Source organism: Streptomyces albicerus (assembly GCF_008905045.1).
In the GTDB taxonomy this organism is placed as follows: domain Bacteria; phylum Actinomycetota; class Actinomycetes; order Streptomycetales; family Streptomycetaceae; genus Streptomyces; species Streptomyces albicerus.
The window spans coordinates 51,832-72,003 of record NZ_VWMY01000045.1; the positions used below are offsets into that span (position 1 = coordinate 51,832).

At 71.8% G+C, this 20,172-nt stretch carries 16 protein-coding genes; 11 read left to right on the forward strand and 5 right to left on the reverse strand.

Going from position 1 to position 20,172, the window contains the following annotated elements; translation table 11 throughout:
- Positions 1-33: 33 nt before the first annotated feature.
- The gene (locus tag GAS53_RS35110) at positions 34-1,290 is read right to left on the reverse strand and encodes an endonuclease/exonuclease/phosphatase family protein (protein ID WP_151481810.1); all 1,257 of its coding nucleotides are present in this window, start codon (positions 1,288-1,290) and stop codon (positions 34-36) included.
- 431 nt (positions 1,291-1,721) lie between these two features.
- On the opposite strand from GAS53_RS35110, the gene cyc2 reads away from it, so the two are divergent.
- A complete protein-coding gene (gene cyc2 / locus GAS53_RS35115) occupies positions 1,722-3,908 on the forward strand; it encodes a germacradienol/geosmin synthase Cyc2 (protein ID WP_151481811.1) in 2,187 nt (728 codons plus the stop codon).
- A gap of 161 nt (positions 3,909-4,069) precedes the next feature.
- Here cyc2 and GAS53_RS35125 read toward each other — a convergent pair whose 3' ends face one another.
- Entirely contained in the window at positions 4,070-5,521 is a 1,452-nt protein-coding gene (locus tag GAS53_RS35125) for a CitMHS family transporter (RefSeq protein WP_151481813.1), read from the reverse strand.
- 264 nt (positions 5,522-5,785) lie between these two features.
- Between GAS53_RS35125 and GAS53_RS35130 the strand changes: the two genes are divergently transcribed.
- The 4 genes from GAS53_RS35130 (at position 5,786) to GAS53_RS35145 (ending at position 9,936) form a co-directional block, all read left to right on the forward strand.
- Positions 5,786-6,709, forward strand: a complete 924-nt coding sequence (locus tag GAS53_RS35130) for a LysR family transcriptional regulator (protein WP_151481814.1) — start codon at positions 5,786-5,788, stop codon at positions 6,707-6,709.
- 187 nt (positions 6,710-6,896) lie between these two features.
- Entirely contained in the window at positions 6,897-8,111 is a 1,215-nt protein-coding gene (locus tag GAS53_RS35135; protein ID WP_225859277.1) for a CaiB/BaiF CoA transferase family protein, read from the forward strand.
- 118 nt (positions 8,112-8,229) lie between these two features.
- Entirely contained in the window at positions 8,230-9,204 is a 975-nt protein-coding gene (locus tag GAS53_RS35140) for an HpcH/HpaI aldolase/citrate lyase family protein (RefSeq protein WP_151481816.1), read from the forward strand.
- Between the two features lie 93 nt (positions 9,205-9,297).
- Positions 9,298-9,936 carry a S1C family serine protease gene (locus GAS53_RS35145; protein WP_151481817.1) on the forward strand — a complete coding sequence of 213 codons (639 nt, stop codon included), beginning with the start codon at positions 9,298-9,300 and terminating at the stop codon, positions 9,934-9,936.
- A 121-nt stretch (positions 9,937-10,057) separates the two neighbouring features.
- Here the strand turns inward: GAS53_RS35145 and GAS53_RS35150 are convergent, their stop codons facing one another.
- Positions 10,058-10,813 carry a phosphodiesterase gene (locus tag GAS53_RS35150; protein ID WP_151481818.1) on the reverse strand — a complete coding sequence of 252 codons (756 nt, stop codon included), beginning with the start codon at positions 10,811-10,813 and terminating at the stop codon, positions 10,058-10,060.
- A 197-nt stretch (positions 10,814-11,010) separates the two neighbouring features.
- Here GAS53_RS35150 and GAS53_RS35155 point away from each other — a divergent pair, with 197 nt between their 5' ends.
- From GAS53_RS35155 to GAS53_RS35165, 3 genes are all read left to right on the forward strand, one after another.
- Positions 11,011-11,634 carry a LysE family translocator gene (locus GAS53_RS35155; RefSeq protein ID WP_151481819.1) on the forward strand — a complete coding sequence of 208 codons (624 nt, stop codon included), beginning with the start codon at positions 11,011-11,013 and terminating at the stop codon, positions 11,632-11,634.
- 178 nt (positions 11,635-11,812) lie between these two features.
- The gene (locus tag GAS53_RS35160; RefSeq protein ID WP_151481820.1) at positions 11,813-12,937 is read left to right on the forward strand and encodes an aminopeptidase P family protein; all 1,125 of its coding nucleotides are present in this window, start codon (positions 11,813-11,815) and stop codon (positions 12,935-12,937) included.
- A gap of 52 nt (positions 12,938-12,989) precedes the next feature.
- Positions 12,990-13,919, forward strand: coding sequence for an aminoglycoside phosphotransferase family protein (locus tag GAS53_RS35165; RefSeq protein ID WP_151481821.1), 930 nt, complete (start codon positions 12,990-12,992; stop codon positions 13,917-13,919).
- Between the two features lie 274 nt (positions 13,920-14,193).
- Here the strand turns inward: GAS53_RS35165 and treZ are convergent, their stop codons facing one another.
- Positions 14,194-15,939, reverse strand: a complete 1,746-nt coding sequence (gene treZ, locus GAS53_RS35170; protein ID WP_151481822.1) for a malto-oligosyltrehalose trehalohydrolase — start codon at positions 15,937-15,939, stop codon at positions 14,194-14,196.
- A 181-nt stretch (positions 15,940-16,120) separates the two neighbouring features.
- Between treZ and GAS53_RS35175 the strand changes: the two genes are divergently transcribed.
- From GAS53_RS35175 to GAS53_RS35185, 3 genes are all read left to right on the forward strand, one after another.
- On the forward strand, positions 16,121-16,678 hold the full coding sequence (locus GAS53_RS35175; RefSeq protein ID WP_151481823.1) for a DUF1707 and FHA domain-containing protein: 558 nt from the start codon (positions 16,121-16,123) through the stop codon (positions 16,676-16,678).
- A 216-nt stretch (positions 16,679-16,894) separates the two neighbouring features.
- A complete protein-coding gene (locus GAS53_RS35180) occupies positions 16,895-18,265 on the forward strand; it encodes a M14 family zinc carboxypeptidase (RefSeq protein WP_151481852.1) in 1,371 nt (456 codons plus the stop codon).
- Positions 18,266-18,307: 42 nt separating this feature from the next.
- Positions 18,308-18,718 carry an SSI family serine proteinase inhibitor gene (locus GAS53_RS35185; protein WP_151481824.1) on the forward strand — a complete coding sequence of 137 codons (411 nt, stop codon included), beginning with the start codon at positions 18,308-18,310 and terminating at the stop codon, positions 18,716-18,718.
- A gap of 135 nt (positions 18,719-18,853) precedes the next feature.
- Here the strand turns inward: GAS53_RS35185 and GAS53_RS35190 are convergent, their stop codons facing one another.
- Complete coding sequence (locus tag GAS53_RS35190; protein WP_151481825.1) at positions 18,854-20,104, reverse strand: M14 family zinc carboxypeptidase; 1,251 nt, start codon at positions 20,102-20,104, stop codon at positions 18,854-18,856.
- Positions 20,105-20,172 lie beyond the last annotated feature (68 nt).

Here is a 20,172-nt window from a genome sequence, read left to right on the forward strand (position 1 = left end):
GACCCCGTCGGGGGCCAGCCCCCGAACCCCCGCTCACCCCAGCCGTACGTCCTGCCACACCAGCCGGTGATCCGATGTCGGAACGGTCGACCCGCCGCCCACCAGGCGGTACAGGGGATCGTCGGACGTCGGCCAGAAGACGCCGTTCCCGACGGGGGTCAGACCGCGGGACGGGATGACGTGGTCGACCCGGAGGTTGCCGGGGGCGGTGTCACCGAAGTCCGCCGTGTCGAACGCGGGGTCCCCCTTGTGGGACGCATTGGCACCCCCTTGGAGGCGAGCCGCCTCGACACCCCCGCGCGAGGCGGGAGGGACGGAAGGCAGGCGGACGGCCGCGTGGTCGAGGAGCTGGCGTATGGCGTGGTCGTAGCTGTCACCGTCGTGCGGGTCGGCGTTCAGATCGCCCGCGATCACGAACCGGGCCCCGGGCCGCAGCCCGCCACGTACGCCCCGGTCGTCGTACAGGTACGCGCACCGGCGCCGCCCGCCGATGTAGTCGGCCCACATCCGGATCTCGTCGTGGTTGCGACGCCCGTTGCGGTCCTCGGCCCCGTCGAAGGTGGGCGGAGTGGGATGCGAGACGAGGAAGTGCACGGTGGAGGAGGCGCCCCGGCCGAGACGCACCGGCAGGTCCCAGTGGCTCTTGGAGGATAGGCGGAGGATCGCTGTCGCCTCCGCGCTGTAGTAGCCCTCCGGCATGACGTTGCCCGGCATGTCCTTCCACAGGAAGTGCTGGAAGGTACGGGCCGCGCGGACGTCGATCGGGTACTTGGAGAGGACGACCATGCCGTACTGGCCGGGGAACCAGCCGTACCCGAACGCGTCCTGCCCGTACGCGTCGGAGCCCGGCGTGGTGACGGCGCCGTTCCTGCCGTCGAGGTCCACTCCGGAGGCGACACCCGTGTTGACTGGGGCGGTGAAGCGGTACGGGAAGTGGACCGGCTTCGCGCCGCTCTGGCCCACGGCCAGGTAGTTGCGCAGGAACAACCGGACCGCGGTGCCGTCCTCGTCGTAGTCGAACTCGTTGATCAGGAGGACATCGGGGTCGACCCGCTGGATGGTCTCGGCGACGTTCCGGGCCTGCTGGTTGTCCGGCGTGGAGAGGTCCGTGACGAGGGCACCCTGCGTGCCGCGGTTCAGCGAGGCGTTGAAGGTGGCGAAACGGACGGCACGCCGCGGCGTGCTCGCGGAGGCGCTGAACGCGGTCGAGCCGGCCAGCGCGGCTCCGGCGAGACCGGCGAGCGCGGCACGGCGCGAGAACGGCGGGCGGTGCGGTCTGGGGTGGTTCATCGGGGCTCCGGAGGAGGAGGGGACACGTGAACTCCCGTAGTCTGCGCGCGTAGACGCGGGAGACACAAGGGCCTGCCGGAGACTCGCGGGCGCCGGTGAAGCGGGGCCGACGGGCGGCCGACAACCCGGTGTACGCACGCGATACGCCACTGCGGAGGCACGCGGTGCGCACCTGTGTACGCATGCGACACACACCTGTGTACGTACGTGATGCGGACCCGGTCCGCACGTGATGCGGACCCGGTCCGCACGCGATACGGACCCGGTCCGCACGCGACACGCACCTGGTCCGCAGCCGGTGCGCGCCCGAAAGACCCGAAAGACGCCGCCCCCTTCCCCGAACCGCGCCCCCTCACTCATCCGTTCACGCGATGGGGCGATCATGTGCCGCCGTACGGATGCCCGCCCGGGGCCGCGGGTAGGGCCGGGCCATGACGCAGCCGTTCGAACTCCCGCACTTCTACATGCCGTACCCCGCGCGGCTGAACCCGCATGTCGACGAGGCACGCGCCCACTCCGCCGAGTGGGCGCGCGGGATGGGCATGCTGGAGGGCTCCGGCATCTGGGAGCAGGCCGACCTCGACGCGCACGACTACGGACTGCTGTGCGCGTACACGCATCCGGAATGCGACGGGCCCGCCCTCTCGCTCATCACCGACTGGTACGTGTGGGTCTTCTTCTTCGACGACCACTTCCTGGAGACCTTCAAGCGCAGCCAGGACCGCTCCGGCGGCAAGGCCTACCTGGACCGCCTCCCGCTCTTCATGCCGCTCGACCTGTCGACTCCCGTGCCGGAGCCGCAGAATCCGGTCGAGGCCGGACTCGCCGACCTGTGGGCGCGCACGGTTCCCTCGATGTCCCCGGGGTGGCGCAAGCGGTTCGCCGAGTCGACCGAGCATCTGCTCAACGAGTCGATGTGGGAGCTGTCCAACATCAACGAGGGGCGGATCGCCAACCCCGTCGAGTACATCGAGATGCGCCGCAAGGTGGGCGGCGCCCCCTGGTCGGCGGGGCTCGTGGAGTACGCGACCGCCGAGATTCCCGAGCCCGTCGCCGGTTCCCGGCCGCTGCGCGTGCTGATGGAGACCTTCTCCGACGCGGTGCACCTGCGCAACGACCTCTTCTCGTACCAGCGGGAGGTCGAGGAGGAGGGCGAGCTGAGCAACGGGGTGCTCGTCCTGGAGACCTTCTTCGGCTGCACCACCCAGCAGGCCGCCGACACCGTCAACGACATCCTCACCTCGCGGCTGCACCAGTTCGAGCACACCGCGCTCACCGAAGTGCCCGCGCTGGCCCTGGAGAAGGGCCTCACTCAAGACGAGGTCGGCGCCGTGGCCGCGTACACCCAGGGGCTGCAGGACTGGCAGGCGGGCGGCCACGAGTGGCACATGCGGTCGAGCCGGTACATGAACGAGGGAGCTCGCACGACCTCGCCCCTGGGCGGGCTCACCGGTCCCGGCACCTCCGCCGCCGATGTCGGGGCGCTGCTCGCCGCCGCCGGGGCCGAGCGACTGCGCGCGTACACGCATGTGCCCTTCCAGAAGGTAGGGCCTTCCCAGATCCCCGACATCTACATGCCGTTCCAGCTCCGGCTGAACGCCGATCTGGACGGGGCGCGGCGGCGTGTCATCCCGTGGGCTCACCGTATGGGCCTCCTGAGCGAGGGTGTCTGGGACGAGGACAAGCTCGTCGGCTACGACCTTCCGCTGTGCGCGGCGGGCCTCGGTCCGGACGGAACGCCCGAGGCCCTGGACCTCAGCTCGCAATGGCTCGCGTGGGGGACGTACGGGGACGACTACTACCCGATGGTGTTCGGGCACCGCCGCGACCTGGCCGCCGCGAAGCTGAGCACCGCGCGGCTTGCCGCCTGCATGCCCGTCGAGGGCGAGGAGATCCCGCCCCCGGCGAACGGCATGGAGCGAGGCCTCGCCGACCTGTGGCAGCGCACCACCGTGACGATGACCCCGGACGCGCGCCGCTCCCTGCGGGCCGCGATCGAGGTGATGACCGAGAGCTGGGTCTGGGAGCTGGCCAACCAGGCGCAGAACCGCATCCCCGACCCCGTCGACTACCTCGAGATGCGCCGCGCCACCTTCGGCGCCGACCTCACCAAGAACCTGTGCCGTCTGGGCCACGGCCCGCAGATGCCACCAGAGATCTACCGCAGCGGACCCGTCCGGTCCCTGGAGAACGCCGCCGTGGACTACGCGATGCTCCTCAACGACGTCTTCTCGTACCAGAAGGAGATCGAGTACGAGGGTGAGGTGCACAACGGGATCCTGGTCGTGCAGAACTTCTTCGGCTGCGACTACCCGACGGCTCTCGGCGTGATCAACGACCTCATGACCCAGCGCATGCAGCAGTTCGAGCATGTCGCCGCTCACGAATTCCCCGTCCTCTACGAGGACTTCGAGCTCTCCGAGGAGGCCCGCGAGATCATGCAGGGCTATGTGGTCGAGCTGCAGAACTACATGGCCGGCATCCTGAACTGGCACCGCGGCTGTCGCCGCTACGGAGCCGCCGACCTGGCCCGCCGCGCCCACGGCTTCGTACCGGGCCAACTCCCGAGCCTGCCGGTCACCACCAGCCGGCAGCGAACCTCGATCGCGGCCTTCTGACCGCCCGGGCACAGCGTGACGGCCGGGGCGTCGGCGTCGATCTCCGGGTGGTCGTCGCTGGACACGGTCACCCGGAGACTGTGGCCGGCGCTCAGGCGGTAGTGGGTCGGCCAGGTGCGGGTCTCCGGGTCCGGTCCTCTCTTCATGCGGGGGTTCTTCGGTCACAGCGACAGCGCGCCCGTCAGCAGTGCGGCGGCCGTCATCACAAGCGTCGTGCCGAACGCCCAGCGGAAGATGAAGCGTTGGTGGTCACCGAGCTGCACCCCGCTCATGCCGATCAGGATGAACGTGGAAGCGGTGAGCGGACTCAGCGGGAAACCGGTGGTCATCTGCCCGAGGACGGCGGCCCTGGCCACCTCGGCCTGGTCGGTGCCGAAGCCGGCGGCGGTCTCGGAGAGCACCGGCAGGATGCCGAAGTAGTAGGCGTCGGGGGTGAAGGCCAGGCTGAGCGGCATCGAGGTCAGGGCCACGATGACCGGCAAGTGGCCGCCGAGGGAGTCGGGCACGACCGAGACGAGGGCCTCGGCCATCTCGCCGATCATCCCGGTTCCGGTCAGGACGCCGGTGAAGACACCGGCCGCGAAGATCATCGTGGTGACGAGGACGACGCTGTTCGCGTGCCTCTCCAACAATGCCTGCTGCTCCTCCCAGGCGGGGCGGTTGACGACCAGAGCGACGGTGAACGCCACCGCGAAGAGCACCGGCAGAGGCATCACCTCCTGCACCAGGCCGACCAGCAGCGCCACGGTCAGCGCCAGATTGAAGACGGTCAGCCAGGCCCGCGGCCGGGTGGGCACGAGGGGCGTACCCGGTCCGTCGCCGGCCGCGCGGGTGTGCTGCTGCTCTTCGGCCTCGCTCGGCCGCTCTCCTGCCTTGCCCAGCACGGAGGCGTCCGACACGGAGCTGCCGGGCACGGAGCTGCCGGGCACGGAACGATCGGGCACGGAGGGCACCGAGCCGTCCGGTACACCGCTGTCCGGCCCGCGCTCCGGCGACAGCGCGCCGAGACGCCGCCGTTCCCGACGCCCTATCAGGTACGACGCCACGAGCACCCAGGCCATGCCGAAGCCCATCGCGGGCAGCAGCGGAGTGAACACGTCGGACGTGTCCAGCTTCAGCGCCGCCGTGGCCCGGGCCGTCGGCCCGCCCCACGGCACCATGTTCATCACCCCGGCACCGAGGCAGACGACTCCGGCCAGCACCAGACGGCTCATGTCAAGGCGCCGGTAGACCGGCAGCAGCGCGGAGACGGTGATCAGGAAGGTCGAGGCACCGTCACCGTCGAGGGCCACGCACATGGTGAGGACGGCCGTGCCGACGGTGATCCGCGCCGGGTCGTTGCGACTGGCGCGCAGCACGGCGCGGATCAGCGGTTCGAAGAGACCGGCGTCCACCATCAGGCTGAAGTACAGGACCGCGAAGGCGATCATGATGCCCGTCGGGGCGACGGTCACCAGGCCCTCGAGGGCCATCTCGCCCAACTCCCCGCCATGGCCGCCGACGAGCGCCGCAAGGACCGGAAGCAGCACCAGCGCCACCAGGACCGATACCCGCTTGGTCATGGTGAGCAGCAGGAACAGACCGATCGTGGAGAAGCCCAGGGCTGCCAGCATGGGGTCGCTCGCTTTCTCGTGTACGGCGGGTACGGCGTGTACGGCGGGTATGGCGTGTACGGCTCCCGGCGGTGGACGCGGCGGCCGCGGCACCGAACGGGACAAGGGCCGAACGGAACAAGGGCCGAACGGAACAGGGCGGACGCGGCACCGAGTTGCGGACGAGTTTCGAAGCGGCGACAGATCCGTGTCCAGCATTGAACAGAGATCTATCCATGCGTTCTGCGCAACAATGGCCGCCTCGTGCGCTTATGCTCGGCGGCCATGGAGGCCACTTTGCGTCAACTGGCGGCGTACGCTGCCGTCGCCCGGGCGGGGAGCTTCACCGCGGCCGCCGCGGACCTGCACGTCTCGCAGTCCTCGCTCAGCCGCGCGGTCGCGGACCTGGAACGGCAGTTGGGCGCCCAGCTGCTGGAACGCGACACGCGCAACGTGCGGCTCACCGCCGCCGGGGCCGAGGCCCTGCGGATCTCCGAGCAGATCGTCAACGCCCACCGGGCGGGCATGAAGGAGCTGCGGCGGTTCCTGCTCGGCGAGTCGGGAACGGTGGCCGTGGCCACGCTGCCGTCGGTCGCGGCCGTACTGCTGCCGCAGGTCATCTCCGGCTTTCGCCGGCAGCGGCCCCAGGTGGCGGTGCGCATCATGGACGGCCTGGAGCGGACGGTGCTCGGCCGGGTCGCCTCGGGGGACGCTGACTTCGCGATCACCACGGTCGGTGGGCCGTCCGACCAGCTGGAGCACCACCCGCTGGCCCGGGACCGGTTCGTCGCGCTGCTGCCCGAGGGTCATCGGCTGGCCGAGCAGCCCGAGGTGACCTGGGAGGAGCTGGCGCGTGAACCGTTTCTCGCCGTCGGCCGGGAGTCGAGCGTGCGCCGGCTCACCGACGCGACCTTCGCCCAGGTGGACGCGCAGGCCGCGCCGGCGGCGGAGGCGGGCAGCGTGGCGACGGTGGGCGGGCTGGTCGCGGCCGGTCTCGGGGTGTCCGCGATGCCCGCGCTCGTCCTGCCGTTGATGGGCGCCGGGTCCGTCGTCTGCCGGCCCCTCGTCGAGCCCGTGGTCGAACGGCGTCTCGACATCGCCCTGCACGCACGGCGGGCTCTGCCGCTGGCGGCGCACCGGTTCCTCGAAACGCTGGAGGAATACCGGCTGCAGGGCGGGGATCTACCGCCGGGGGTCTCCTGGGCCTGACCGACGCGGGCCCGTACTGCAAGTCCGTACTGCAAGCCCGCCCTGCAAGCCCGCGTTGTCCGGCCGTCGACCCCAATTCATGCGGTACTTGCATGGATTGATGGGCTTTTCTTGCTGGACAGGCATTTCTTCGGCTCGGCAAGCTGAGTTCCGAGCTCAGGCAGACGACCTGGGGAGGGAGCGCACTTTGTCGTACGAGCGTCAGGACACCGGCGGGCAGGGACAGTTGCGCGGGCTGAAGGTGGTCGAGTTCGCCCATGTGGTGGCCGGGCCATTGGCGGGTGCGATGCTCGCCGACCAGGGAGCCGACGTGGTGCACGTCGAACCGCCGGGTGCCGGGGACGCCGCCCGGTCGATGGGGCCGCGCAAGGACGGCGTTCCGCTGTGGTTCAAGGTCGCCGGGCGCAACAAACGCTCGGTCACGCTCGATCTGCACCACGAGGCCGGCCGGGCCGTCGCCCACCGCCTGGTCGCCTGGGCGGACGTCGTCATCGTCACCCTGCGCGCCGGACGCCTGCGCACCTGGGGCCTCGACTGGGAGTCCGTGCACCGGATCAACCCGAAGGCCGTACTGCTCCAGATCTCCGGCTTCGGCGCCACCTCCTCGCTCGCCGACGCACCCGGCTTCGGCAAGATGGGCGAGGCCCGCAGCGGAGTCGTCCACCTGACCGGCTTCCCCGACGGGCCGCCCGTCCACACCGGCTTCTCGCACGGCGACGCGGTGACGGGACTGATGGGCGCGTACGCGGTCCTCGCCGCCCTCCACCGTCGTCACGACCCCGACTTCGACGGCGAATGGATCGACCTGGCCCTCTTCGAGCCCCTGTTCCGGCTCGTCGAGTGGCAGGTCATCGTCCACGACCAGCTCGGAACGGTGCCCGAGCGCGCCGGAAACCAGCTGTCGGTCGCCCCCGCCGCCGTGATCAACACCTACCGCTCCCGCGACGACGACTGGATCACCGTGACCTCGGCGACCCTGCGTTCGGTGCGCAATGTGGCCGCTCTTCTCGGGCTGCCGGAGGAGGAGTTCGGCACGGCGGAGCAGCAGCACGCCGGACGCCGGCGGCTCGACGACGGGCTGCGCGCGTGGGTGGCGCAGCGGGGCACAGCAGAGTGCCTGGAGGAGTTCGCCCGCGCCGAGGTCGTGGCCTCCCGGGTGTTCAGCGCCGCGGACATCGCCGAGGACCCCGTCTACGCCGAGCGCGGCGACATCGTCACCGTCGACGACGCCGACCTCGGTCCGGTACGGATGCAGGGGGTCATCCCGCACTTCCACCGGCGGCCCGGACGGGTGTGGCGGACCGGGCCTGCCCTCGGTCAGGACAATCACCTCGTCTACCGCGAATGGCTCGGGCTCGACGCGGAGGAACTGGCGGACCTGGAGAAGCGCAGTGTCGTATGAGACAAGTGGCGTCGAGAGAAGCCCACTTGAGGACGGTCGAGTTGCAGGAACCCCGGTCGAAGGCAGCCGAACTACAAGAGGCGTGGTGCCGCGTGACACCGGAGTCGCAAGAGGTGTGGTGCCGGGTGACACGGGAGTCGCAAGAGGCGCGGCGCCGCGTGACACCGGAGCGACACGGGCGCCCCGCCCCCAACTGCGCAGCCTGCTCTTCGTTCCCGGAACCCGCACCGACTGGCTCCCCAAGGCGCGGGCGGCCGGCGCCGACGCGGTCGTCCTCGACCTGGAGGACGCGGTACCGGAGAAGCTCAAGACGGCGACCCGCGACCAGGTGGCCGAAGCCGTCGAGCACGCCGCCGCGGACCCGGAAACCCAGCCCCTGCTCTTCGTCCGGATCAACCAACTCGACGGCTGGGCGGGCGCGGAGGAGCTGCGCGCGCTCGTACGCCCAGGACTCGCCGGGATCGTGCTGCCCAAGGTGGGCGGCCCCGAGGACGTACGGCTCGCCGACCGGCTGCTCGGCTGGTGCGAGTACGAACAGGGCCTGTCCCGGGGGCACATCGCTCTCGTTCCGCTGCTGGAGACGGCCCGGGCCCTGTACGCGGCCCACGACATCGCGGCGGCCGCCGAACGCGTCGCGTACCTCGGTGCGCTGACCGGCGCGGGCGGCGACGTCGAACGCGCGGTCGGCTACAGCTGGAGCGCGGAGGGCACCGAGACCCTGGCGCTGCGCTCCCGCGTACTGCTGGACGTACGCGCGGCCGGTGCGCCCCACCCGGTCACCGGACTGTGGACCCGTATCGGCGACTTGGCCGGACTGCGTGCCTTCGCCGAGCAGAACCGCGGCCTGGGCTACGAGGGCATGATGGCCATCCACCCTTCCCACATCCCCGTGATCAACGAGGTCTTCTCGCCGGACCCGGACGAACTCGCCCGCTACGCACGCCTGTTGGCCACCGTCGAGGCGGCACAGACGAACGGGCAGGGCGCGGTGGCCTTCGAGGGCGCCATGGTCGACGAGGCCATGGCGGCGACGGCCCGCCGGATGCTGCACCGCCACGCCGCCGACGGACAGGGGGAAGGCCGCAAAGAGTGAGGACAGACCACTCGAACGGGAATGAATCGCATCACCCGTTCGGGAATCGTCGTGCGCCGGTGCGGAGGGTAGAGCTCTGGCCGGAGGCGATCCATGGAACAGACTGCGTTGCGTCCCAAGCCGATGCCGGGCCAGGAGCGGGGCGACGGCCGCGCACCCGGTACGGTGCGTCGCCCGCACGCCGCACGACGGCGCGGGCGACGGCTCATGACCCTGCTGTTCAGCCTGTTCGTCGGGACGGTCCTCGTGCTGTCGGGGGTCGGCCTCGGCACCGTGGGCGCCACGGTGATCGGGATGAGCAAGCTCGCCGACCTGCGGAAGGAAGCAAGGGCGCCGGGAGGGGTGCCGGGAGGTGCGCCGGCCCCGAGTGCCGGAAGCTCCGCCTCACCCAAGGCCCCGCCCAGGGATTCGCCCAAAGACCCGCCTAAGCACCCGCGGGTTCCGCCGATCAGCCCGCTCAAGGACCGGCCGACCCTGGGCGTGGAGGCCGTCGACGCCCCCAACGGCCCGGGCGCGCTCCTCGTCGGCGTCCACGTCCCGGGACCCGGCTACACCGCGGGCCTCGTACGGGGTGACGTCCTGCTCGTCTTCGGCAGGACCCGCGTCGACTCGGCCGCCGACCTCGCGCGGGCCGTCGCCGCGGCGCGCCCCGGCACGGCGGTCAGGCTCACGCTGCGGCACGCGAGCGGCGGCTTCCAGCAGTTGTCCGTGACCCCCGGAGTCATCATCTGACCGGGCCGTCCGTCCAGCAGCCGTCCGTCCAGCAGCCGTCCGTCCATCAGTCGTCTGTCCAGTAACCGTCCGTCCAGTAGCCGTCCGTCGATCAGTCGCCTGTCCGGCAGTCCTCTGTCCCTCACACGGCCACCCGGAAGTGGCTCGTCAACCGCCCCTCGTCGTCCAGCACATGAAAGGCGAATCCGGGCGGCGCGTCCCGGTCCGCCGCGCCCTCGCCCTCCCACGGCAGCCGCAACGTCCAGGTCACGCCGGGCCCGACGACCAGCGGCCGCCCGGCGAACGTCGTGGCCGCGGGCGTGTGCGCATGCCCCGCGATGATCCCGGCGATCTCGCTCCTGCGCGCCAACAGGTCGGCCAGCGCCCGGGGCCGACGCAGCTGGTAGGCGTCCGGCAGGGGGTGGTGCAGTGCGACGGGCGGGTGGTGGAAGGCGAGCAGCGCCGGCACCGTGGCGTCGAGCTCGTCGAGTGTCTCCTCGATCCAGGCGTACGTCTCCTCGTCCAGCTCTCCCTCGTCGCTGCCCGGCACGCTGGAGTCGCACATCAGGACGGCCGCGTCGTCGAAGACCTGCACGCTGTTGACCGGGCCGTCGCCCGCAGGTTCGCCGAGCAGCGCCTTGCGGTAGGGGGCGCGGCTGTCGTGGTTTCCCGGGCAGGTCAGTACGGCGAAGGGGGTGGCCGGATCGCGCAGCCCGAGGATGCGCGCGGCCTCCTCGTACTCGGCCTCCGTCCCGTGGTCGGCGATGTCCCCGGTGACCAGCAGGGCGTCCACCTGCCCCGGCAGCCCCCACAGCCGGTCCCGCACCCGCTGGGCGCGCTCCGTCGCCCGCTCGGTCCCGTCGAGATGCAGGTCGCTGATGTGCGCCAGCACGAGCATGCTTTCTCCGCCTCCCCTAGGTAGCACTTAATGGTATACGCGCATCTAAGCATTAGCTCTAATGGTTGAGCAATCCGCAGTCGTTAAGGGGGAGTGGGGCGAGGGAGGGGCGAGTGGGGCGTGAGCGTGCGGCTCGGGCGTGGAAATGCGGTGGAAATGCATTGGCCGCGCCCCCTCCGCCGGGCCACGATGGGCCCATGCTGAGCACCCTTCTCGCCTTCCTCGGCGCCTGTACCCTGATCGCCGCCTCGCCCGGTCCGAGCACCGTGCTGATCATCCGGCAGTCGCTGCACAGCAGGCGCTCCGGCTTCCTGACGGTGCTGGGCAACGAGACGGGCGTCTTCGTATGGGGAGTCGTCGCCGCGTTCGGCCTGACCGCGCTGCTCGCCGCCTCCGAAGTGGCGTACGACGTGATGCGGGTCGTCGGCGCTGTCGTACTCGTCGTCTTCGGTATCCAGATGCTGCGGCAGGCGCGACACGCCAAGGACGCGGCGGACGACGGCGGAGGGCAGGACGGCGGTAAGAGCGGCTGGGCCTCCTACCGGACCGGGCTCCTGATCAACCTCGCCAACCCCAAGGCGGCGATCTTCGCGATGTCCTTCCTCCCGCAGTTCGTGCCGGAGGGCGCCCCGCACCTGCCCACCATGGTCGGGCTCGCCGCCCTCTGGGCCGTCTACGAGATCGGCTACTACAGCCTGTACGTGTGGTTCGTCGGCCGGATGAAGACGGTGCTCTCCCGGGCCGGGGTGCGGCGCAGGCTGGAGCAGGTCTCCGGAGGAGTGCTGCTGCTCCTCGGTGCCCGCCTCGCCCTGGAGAGCTGATGTCTCGGAGAAAGGCCGCCCCTCAAGAAGCCGCCCCTCTTAAAGAGGGCGCACCTCTGGAAGAAAACGCCTCTCTTGAAGAAGACGCCCTTCCGAAAGAAGCCGCGACCGGCTCGCGCTGCCCCCGCTGTCCGGGCAGGATGCTGCCCGTAGCCCCTTTTGACACCCGGAGGCCCGGATGACCGGCATGCCTGCGCCCTTCACCGCCGACGACTACAGGGCACGGATGGAGCGCGCCGCGCGGGCCGCCGCCGACGCGGGGCTCGCCGGGGTGCTGGTCGCGCCCGGACCCGACCTCGTGTGGCTCACCGGCTACGCACCACCCGCGGCGACCGAGCGGCTCACCCTGCTGGTGCTCGCCGCCGGACAGGATCCCGTGCTCGTCGTGCCCACCTTGGAGGCCCCGGACGCCGAGAGGGCGGCGGGCGCGCCCGCGCTGACGCTGCGCGACTGGACCGACGGCAAGGACCCGTACGCGACGACGGCCCCGCTCCTCGACGCCTCGGGCCGCTTCGGAGTCAGCGACAACGCCTGGGCGATGCATCTGCTGGGCCTCCAGAAGGAGCTGCCCGGCACCTCGTACGTCTCCCTCACCGAGGGCCTGCCGATGCTGCGCGCCGTCAAGGACGCCGCCGAACTGGAGCGTCTGGCGGCTGCCGGCGCAGCCGCGGACGAAACGTACGAGGAGATCCTGAAGGTTCCCTTCGCGGGCCGTCGCGAGTCGGAGGTGGCCGGCGATCTCGCGGACCTGCTGCGCCGGTTCGGGCACGCGCAGGTGGACTTCACGGTCGTCGGCTCGGGCCCGAACGGCGCCAACCCGCACCATGAGGCGGGCGAGCGCGTCATCGAGCACGGCGACATGGTCGTCCTCGACTTCGGCGGCCTGAAACACGGCTACGGCTCCGACACCTCCCGCACGGTGCACGTCGGCGAGCCGAGTGCCGAGGAGCAACGGGTCCACAACATCGTCCGCGAGGCCCAGGAAGCCGCGTTCCGGGCCGTGAAGCCCGGCATCGCCTGCCAGGACGTCGACCGGGTGGCCCGCGCGCACATCACCGAGGCCGGGTACGGCGACCGCTTCATCCATCGCACCGGGCACGGCATAGGCGTCACCACCCATGAACCGCCTTACATGATCGAGGGCGAGGAACAGCCGCTCGTGCCCGGGATGTGCTTCTCCGTAGAGCCCGGAATCTATCTGCCGGGCCGCTTCGGAGTACGCATCGAGGACATCGTGACGGTCACGGAGGACGGCGGACGCCGCCTCAACAACACCCCCCGAGAGATGGCCGTCGTGCGCTGACGACCCCTCAGGAGACCCGGAACCCGGACCCCGAACGGCAGACGGCGCGACCATGACCCAGGCAGCGACACCCACCGCGGACACCGTGCGACGCCTCGTCCGCTCCCTGCTCCCGGACGGCGACGGGCCCGAGATCCGGCCCGTCGCCGAGGGCGGCGAGCACTCCACCTGGTTCGTGGGCGCACGCCATGTGCTGCGGCTCGCCCCGGACCGCGAGGCCTCCCGGCGGCAGCGGCGCGAACTGCGGCTGCGCGACCTGGTGCGCCCGCACATCGGGGTCGCCGTTCCGGTGAGCATCGCGCGCGGCGAGTGGGCGAGCGGTCTGACCTACACGCTCGACACGCTGATCCCCGGTGGTTCCGGCGAGCGGCAGGACGTCTCCGCCGTGGGCGAGGCCGACCTGGCGGGCCTGCTCACCGGGCTGCGCGAGGTGCCGGTGCGCCAGGCCGAGATGCTCGGCGTTCCCCGCGTCGCGCCCCGGTCCCTCGAAGCGCTCCGGGCCGTCGCCGAGCGCGCCGCCGAACAACTCGCCGCGGCGGACGAGTTCGACTCCGCCCGGCTCCACCAGCTCACCGCAGCCGCCGCCGTCCAGCTCGCCGCGCAGCCCGGCGCCGCCGTCCTCGTCCACCACTCCCTCAAGGGCGAGCACCTCGTGGTCAGCGCCGACGGGCGGGTACGCGGCATCCTCGACTGGACCGAAGCGGTGGTCGGCGACCCCGCCGAGGACATCGCGGGCCTCGCCCTCGCCGTCGGCGCCCCCGCGGCCGTCCGCGCGGCCACCCTCGCCGGCTACGGCGCCCGTCCCTGTCTGCGCGGCCTGTGGCTCGCCCGCTGCGACACGCTGACCCGCCTCGCCGACCACCTCCAGAAGCGCGACGCCAGCCCTCTGCCGCTGCTCCGAACCCAACTGCGGCGCGCTTGGGAGGCGATCCTGCTGGAACGCGTCACGGAACTGCGGGACGAGACGGACGAGGCGCTTTAGAGGCGAGCGGAAGCAAGAGGCCGGAAGCAGGTGAACGGAAGCAGGTGAACGGAAGCAAGAGGCCGGAAGCAGGCGAGCGGAAGCAAGAGGCCGGAAGTAGGTGAACGGAAGCAGGAGGCCGGAAGCAGGCGAGCGGAAGCAAGGGGCTGGGGGCCCGCGTAAACGCTTACGCAAGCGTTTACGCCCGACCGGCGACCGCTCGCCTCCCGCGCCGCCGGCCTCGCCCCTGCCGCCCCTGCCGCCCCTGCCGCCCCTGCCGCCCGTGCCGCCCCTGTCACCCCTGCAGAAGCACCACGCAGGACTCACCCGGCAGGCTCAGCAACCCGTCCGCCCCCGGCACCTCCACCGGCTCCCACGCCGCCAGTACGCGTACGGGACGGGTGCCGAGGGGGATCGCCGCCGGCTCCTTGCCGAGATTCACGGCCACCCGGACGTCGCCGCGGCGGAAGGCGAGCCAGCGGGCGTTCTCGTCATAGGCGACCTTGACGTCCGCGAGGTCGGGGTCGGAGAGGTCCGGCTGGTCGTGCCGGAGGGCGATGAGTTCGCGGTACCAGGCGAGCACGCGCGCGTGGAGCCCGTCTTCCGGCTCCGACCAGTCGAGGCAGGAGCGGTCGCGGGTGGCCGGGTCCTGCGGGTCGGGTACGTCCTCCTCGGCCCACCCGTGCGCCGCGAACTCCCGCCGCCTGCCCCGGCGTACGGCCTCCGCGAGCTCGGGATCCGTGTGGTCCGTGAAGAACTGCCAGGGCGTGCCCGCCGCCCATTCCTCGCCCATGAACAGCATCGGCGTGAACGGCCCGGTGAGCGTCAGCGCGGCCGCGCAGGCCAGCAGACCGGGGGAGAGGGAGGCGGCGAGCCGGTCGCCCTGGGCGCGGTTGCCGATCTGGTCGTGGGTCTGCGTGTAGCCCAGGAGGCGGTGCGCGGAGACCCGCGTGAGGTCCAGCGGGCGGCCGTGACTGCGGCCCCGGAAGCTCGAGTACGTACCGTCGTGGAAGAAACCGCCCGTAAGCGTCTTCGCGACCGCTGCCAGCGGGGCCCGGGCGAAGTCCTCGTAGTAACCCTGTCCCTCGCCGGTCAGCGCGGTGTGCAGGGCGTGGTGGAAGTCGTCGTTCCACTGAGCGTGCACCCCGAGTCCGTTCTCCTTGCGGGGGGTGATGAGCCGGGGGTCGCCCAGGTCCGACTCGGCGACGAGGAACAGCGGCAGGTCCAGCTCCCCGGAGAGCGCGTCCACGGCGGCCGACAGCTCCTCCAGGAAGTGGCACGCGCGCGTGTCGCGCAGCGCGTGCACGGCGTCCAGGCGCAGCCCGTCGAGCCGGTAGTCACGCAGCCACGCCAGTGCGCTGCCGACCAGATACGCGCGCACCTCGTCCGAACCGGGCGCGTCCAGGTTCACGGCCGCGCCCCAGGGCGTGTGGTGCGTCTCCGTGAAGTAGGGCCCGAAGGCGGGCAGGTAATTGCCGGACGGCCCCAGGTGGTTGTGCACGACGTCCAGGACGACACCGAGCCCGAGCTCGTGCGCCCGGTCGACGAAGCGTTTCAGCGCCTCGGGTCCGCCGTACGGCTCGTGCACGGCCCACAGCGACACCCCCTCGTATCCCCAGCCGTGCTGACCCGGGAACGGGCACAGCGGCATCAACTCGACGTGCGTCACGCCCAGTTCGACCAGGTGCCCGAGTCGCTCGGCAGCCGCGTCCAGGGTGCCCTCGCGCGTGTACGTGCCCACGTGCAGCTCGTACAGCACGGCGCCCGGCAGCCCGCGTCCCGCCCACTCGGCGCGCCACGCGTACCGCTCGTGGTCGACGACCGCGCTCAGCCCGTCGGGGCCGTCCGGCTGCCGTCGCGAGCGCGGGTCCGGCAGCACCGGGCCGTCGTCCACCGCGAACCCGTACCGCGTCCCGTCCTCCGCCTCGGTCTCCCCCGTCCACCACCCCGTGCGGTCCGGATCGGGCTCCAACGCGCGCGTGGTGTCCGCGCAGTGGAGCGTCATGCGGTCGGCCTGTGGTGCCCACACCTCGAACTGCACGGACGGTTCTCCCTCGTCTGCTCACCGTGACGTCGCCGGTCCCATGGTGCGTCAAACGAGATCAATTCACCTTTGAATCCTCCGGATCGAACGACTGAAAAGGACCGAACCGGAGGTGCGTACTCCTCTGAAGTGCTGCGTTTTCTGGACACTCCGGCCGTGCTGCCAGACAATCGGCTCCGTGACGTCGTCCTCCGAGTTCCACACCTATCCCGCTCCCGCGCGGTTGTCGGACGCCGAGCGCGACAGGGCGCTGAAGGCGTTGCGGGAGGGCGTCGCCCAGGGAAGGCTCTCGCACGACACGTTCGTCCTGCGGATGGAGCTCGCGTTCGCCGCCCGTACCACGGACGAGCTCGCCGCCCTCACTGCCGACCTGCGCACCGAGAGCCGCTGGTCGCGACTGCTGTTCGGCACCGTCGAGGCGGTCTCCGGCTTCACCGTGCGGCTGCGCAGGGCATGGCAGGCCGAGCGGCTTCCCAAGCTGCTGCTGCCCCGGCCGGACAGTCCCTATCCGCTGCGCATCGGCCGCGACCCGGCCAGCGGCTTGAGGCTCAGCCACGAGACGGTGTCCCGTGTGCACGCCGAACTCACCCGCCAGGGCGGCCTGTGGGTGCTGCGCGACCTCGGCTCGACCAACGGCACGTCCGTGAACGGCCGGCGTGTGATCGGCGCCGCCGTGGTCCAGGTCGGCGACCAGGTCAGCTTCGGCCGGATGGCGTTCAGGCTCGCGGCGGACTAGGCCGACGGCCGGCGGACCAGGCCCACGGTGCCGCCGCGAACCAGGGCCGAACTCGCCCACTCGCAGACGGAACCAGCGCCTCCGCAACGTGCTCCCTCGTCCCGTGAACGTCCTGTCCGCGCAGTGGTGTTGACGTGCCTCCGAAGCCGTGACTGACTGTGCGTACACCATGCACACCAAGTGAACCCACGGGCCACTCGCAGCGGAGGTAAGACCCTGCCGCCACTCCTCCGCTACCCGTCCGTCGACGAGCTGGGCGTCCGGGCGGCCGCGCTCGTCGAACGCCGCCCGCGGGACGCCCGGCTGCGCCAAGTGGGCACGTCACGGGCCGGACTTCCGCTGTTGCTGCTGTCCGTCGGACACGGCAGCCGCCAGGCCCTCGTCGTCGCGGGCCCCCATGCCAACGAGCCGGTGGGCGGCGCCACCGCCCTGCGCCTCGCCGAACGGGTCCTCGCCGACACCCGGTTGTGCGACGGCGCCGACGTGACCTGGAACCTGCTGCTGTGCCTCGACCCCGACGGCGCCCGCCGCAACGAGGGCTGGCTGTCGGGCCCGTACACCCTCGGCCACTACTTCCGGAACTTCTTCCGCCCCGGCTTCCTCGAACAGCCCGAGTGGCTGCCCGACGGCGCGGAGAGGGCCGCCCTGCCGGAGACCCGCGCCCTGCTCGCCCTCCAGGACGAACTGCGGCCCTTCTTCCAGTGCTCCCTGCACGGCGTCGACGTGGGCGGCGGCTTCGTCGAGCTGACCCGCGACCTGCCCGGTCTCGCGCCGCGCCTCGCGCACATCGCGGGGCGCCTGGCCATCCCGCTCGAGCTGGGGCCGTACGACACGCTGTACTGGCCCGCCCTGGGGCCCGCCGTCTACCGGATCCCGCCCCCGCGGCGCGGCGACCTGGCCGCGGCCATCACGGAGGCGGCGGTCGAGTCCACCTGGTTCCACCCGCACCCGTACGGCACGGTGACCGCGATCGTCGAGGCGCCCATGTGGGGCGTGGCGGCCGTGGAGGACAGTTCGGTGCCCGTGGACGCCGACGGGGCGCTCCGGGCGGTCAGCCGCACGCTGCGGCGCGACACGGCCCTTCTGGAGGGGCTGCTGGCCCGCATCCGCCCCGGCCTGAACGGGGTCCCGGACGCCGACCGTCTCCTCGCGCCCGTCGACGACTATTTACTGGTCTGCCCCGGCCTCGCCGACTCCTGGGACCCCGACACGGAGCCGGACCCGGACGCCGACGGCGGCGCACGCCCGCTGCCGCCGCTCAGCACTGCCCGGCTGACCGCGCTGCGCATCTCCGCGCGGCGGATAGCGCTGCGCACGGCGGGACTGCTGCACCAGCTCGTGACCGGAGCCGGGCGCGACGACCCGACCGGTGCGACGGCGGACCTCGACCGGCTCATCGACGCGTGGTGCGCGGACTATCACGACGGTCACGAGGCACGCTGGATCCCGGTCGCGCGGCAGGTCGAGTACCAGGCACGGGTGGTGCTCGCCGCGTTCGACCTGGCGCGACGGCAGGCGCCCTTACCGCGCCCCGGCGCGCGACCCCTCGGCCCGTCTCCGATGAGGGCCGAAGTGCCGTTCGAGTGAGTCGGGGTGAGCCTCGGTGCCTCTTGTGCCGATGCACAGGCCATGACGAACACCCAGAAAGCGACGACGGCGGTACGGGCCTGGATGCTGGCCGCCTGCGCTCTCCTCGTGGCGGGGGCGGCCCCGGCCCGGGCGACGGCGGCCCAGGATTCGGTCCCGGGCAACTGGCTCTACGTGACGGTCAGCCGCGGCGACACGCGCGGCGCACTGCTGCTCTGCGACCCGCCCCAGGGGCACCCGCGCGCGGTACGCGCCTGCGAGGAGCTGCAGGCCGCCGACGGGGACATCGGCCGGATCCCGGACAAGGACGCCTACTGCGCCATGCTCTACGCGCCGGTGACCGCCTCCGCGCGCGGCGAGTGGGGCGGCCGCCGGGTCACGTACACGGAGACGTTCGCCAACTCCTGTGTGATGGCGGCGAAGACGGGCGCGGTGTTCGCGCTGTCGGACTGAGCTGTCCGGGATGAACTGTTCCGACTGGGCCGTCCGGACTGGGCCGTCCGGACTGAGCCGTCCGGAGTGAGCTGTCAGACACGCGCGTGCCGTAAGAAGTGGCCTCCGCAGAAACGGCCTCCACGCGCGCGTGCCTCACGCCGCCCGGTCCCGCGCGTGCCGCGCCGCCGCGACCACCGTCCGGCTCTGGTGTTCGACCTGGTGCTCTAAGGGCACCCAGCGCGCGGAGAAGCGCTCGGCGAAGGCCTCGCTCCAGGACACGACCAGGCCCTCCAGTCGGGGCGCGGCGCGGTCGTCGGCCTCCTGGAGGACCCGCAGGAGCATCGCCGCGGCCCGCAACGGGAGCCGCCGGCCGAACGCGTCCACGCTGCCGACGTACGCCATCGTGGTGTCCGCGGGCGGCGTCCGGACCCAGTCCCCGGCCAGCCCCGGCACCAGCTCCAGCGCCCACTTGGCGGCGCGCAGCAGCGGCCCGTCGGGCCCGGGAAGGCGTGGCAGCGCTTCGGCGAGGACGTTCTCGACCTGGGTCGCGTCCTGGCGGAGACGGTGTGCCAGGCGTCGCATCGCCGTCGTCGGGGCGGGATGCGGAGCCGGGTCGTCCACCAGGTCGCTCGCCCACATCGGCACCTCGACGACCGCGGTCAGACCGCCGTACCGGTGGGCGTGATACCAGGTGCTGTGCCGGGCGTCGTCCGGCATGCTCGGGTACGCCAGTTCCGAGTCCGGGTGAGGCATCACATGCACACCGGGCCCCGAGGCGGGCCAGCCGGCGGCGTCCGATGCGCCCGTCTCGACCGGGATGTTCAGCTCCGCCGCAGACTTCGCGAACGGTTCGGCGAGGCCCGGGATGTCCTTCGTCAACTGGACCCAGCTGCCGCCCAGATCCGTGCCGTGGAGGGTCACCTGGAGGTACGGGCGGAGTTCGTCGATGACCCGGGTGAGAGCGCGCGTCTCTGGCGGCAGCCGGTCGGGCGGCAGCACGGACGGCGACCACTCGGGCTGCTCCGGGCCCGCCGGGCGGAAGAAGCCGAGGTGGTAGTCGAGGAGGGTGCGCGGCGCGGGCGTCACATGGAGGCTGGCGCCGTCCGGGTCCGCGCAGAGCAGGAAGTGCCAGGAGGTGTCGGCCCGCAACTCCCCCTCGCGCAGTACCCGTTCGGCCAGCGACAGGACAGTGCAGCCGCCCGTGGGCTCGTTGGCGTGGGCGCCCGCGACGACCAGCACCGAGCGCTCGGCGTGGCCCACGGAGAGCAGCTGCAGGGGACGGCCAGTGCGCGAGGCGCCGACCTGTCTGAGCGAGCACAGTCCCGGCCGGTGGGCAGCCAACGCCCGGGCCGAGGAGACGAGTTCGGTCACACTGGGGTAGCGCAGCTCCGGCAGGAGACTCACCCCCGACTTGGTCCGCCCGGCGTCGCAATCCGCAGTACTCCACGGGCTGGGTGAACTGTCAAGCACGT

Bases quoted from the DNA above. Each gene is read 5' to 3' on its own strand.
- GAS53_RS35110 (WP_151481810.1), bottom strand. From the start codon at position 1,290: ATGAACCACCCCAGACCGCACCGCCCGCCGTTCTCGCGCCGTGCCGCG.
- cyc2 (WP_151481811.1), top strand. From the start codon at position 1,722: ATGACGCAGCCGTTCGAACTCCCGCACTTCTACATGCCGTACCCCGCG.
- GAS53_RS35125 (WP_151481813.1), bottom strand. From the start codon at position 5,521: ATGCTGGCAGCCCTGGGCTTCTCCACGATCGGTCTGTTCCTGCTGCTC.
- GAS53_RS35130 (WP_151481814.1), top strand. From the start codon at position 5,786: ATGGAGGCCACTTTGCGTCAACTGGCGGCGTACGCTGCCGTCGCCCGG.
- GAS53_RS35145 (WP_151481817.1), top strand. From the start codon at position 9,298: ATGGAACAGACTGCGTTGCGTCCCAAGCCGATGCCGGGCCAGGAGCGG.
- GAS53_RS35150 (WP_151481818.1), bottom strand. From the start codon at position 10,813: ATGCTCGTGCTGGCGCACATCAGCGACCTGCATCTCGACGGGACCGAG.
- GAS53_RS35155 (WP_151481819.1), top strand. From the start codon at position 11,011: ATGCTGAGCACCCTTCTCGCCTTCCTCGGCGCCTGTACCCTGATCGCC.
- GAS53_RS35160 (WP_151481820.1), top strand. From the start codon at position 11,813: ATGACCGGCATGCCTGCGCCCTTCACCGCCGACGACTACAGGGCACGG.
- GAS53_RS35165 (WP_151481821.1), top strand. From the start codon at position 12,990: ATGACCCAGGCAGCGACACCCACCGCGGACACCGTGCGACGCCTCGTC.
- GAS53_RS35185 (WP_151481824.1), top strand. From the start codon at position 18,308: ATGACGAACACCCAGAAAGCGACGACGGCGGTACGGGCCTGGATGCTG.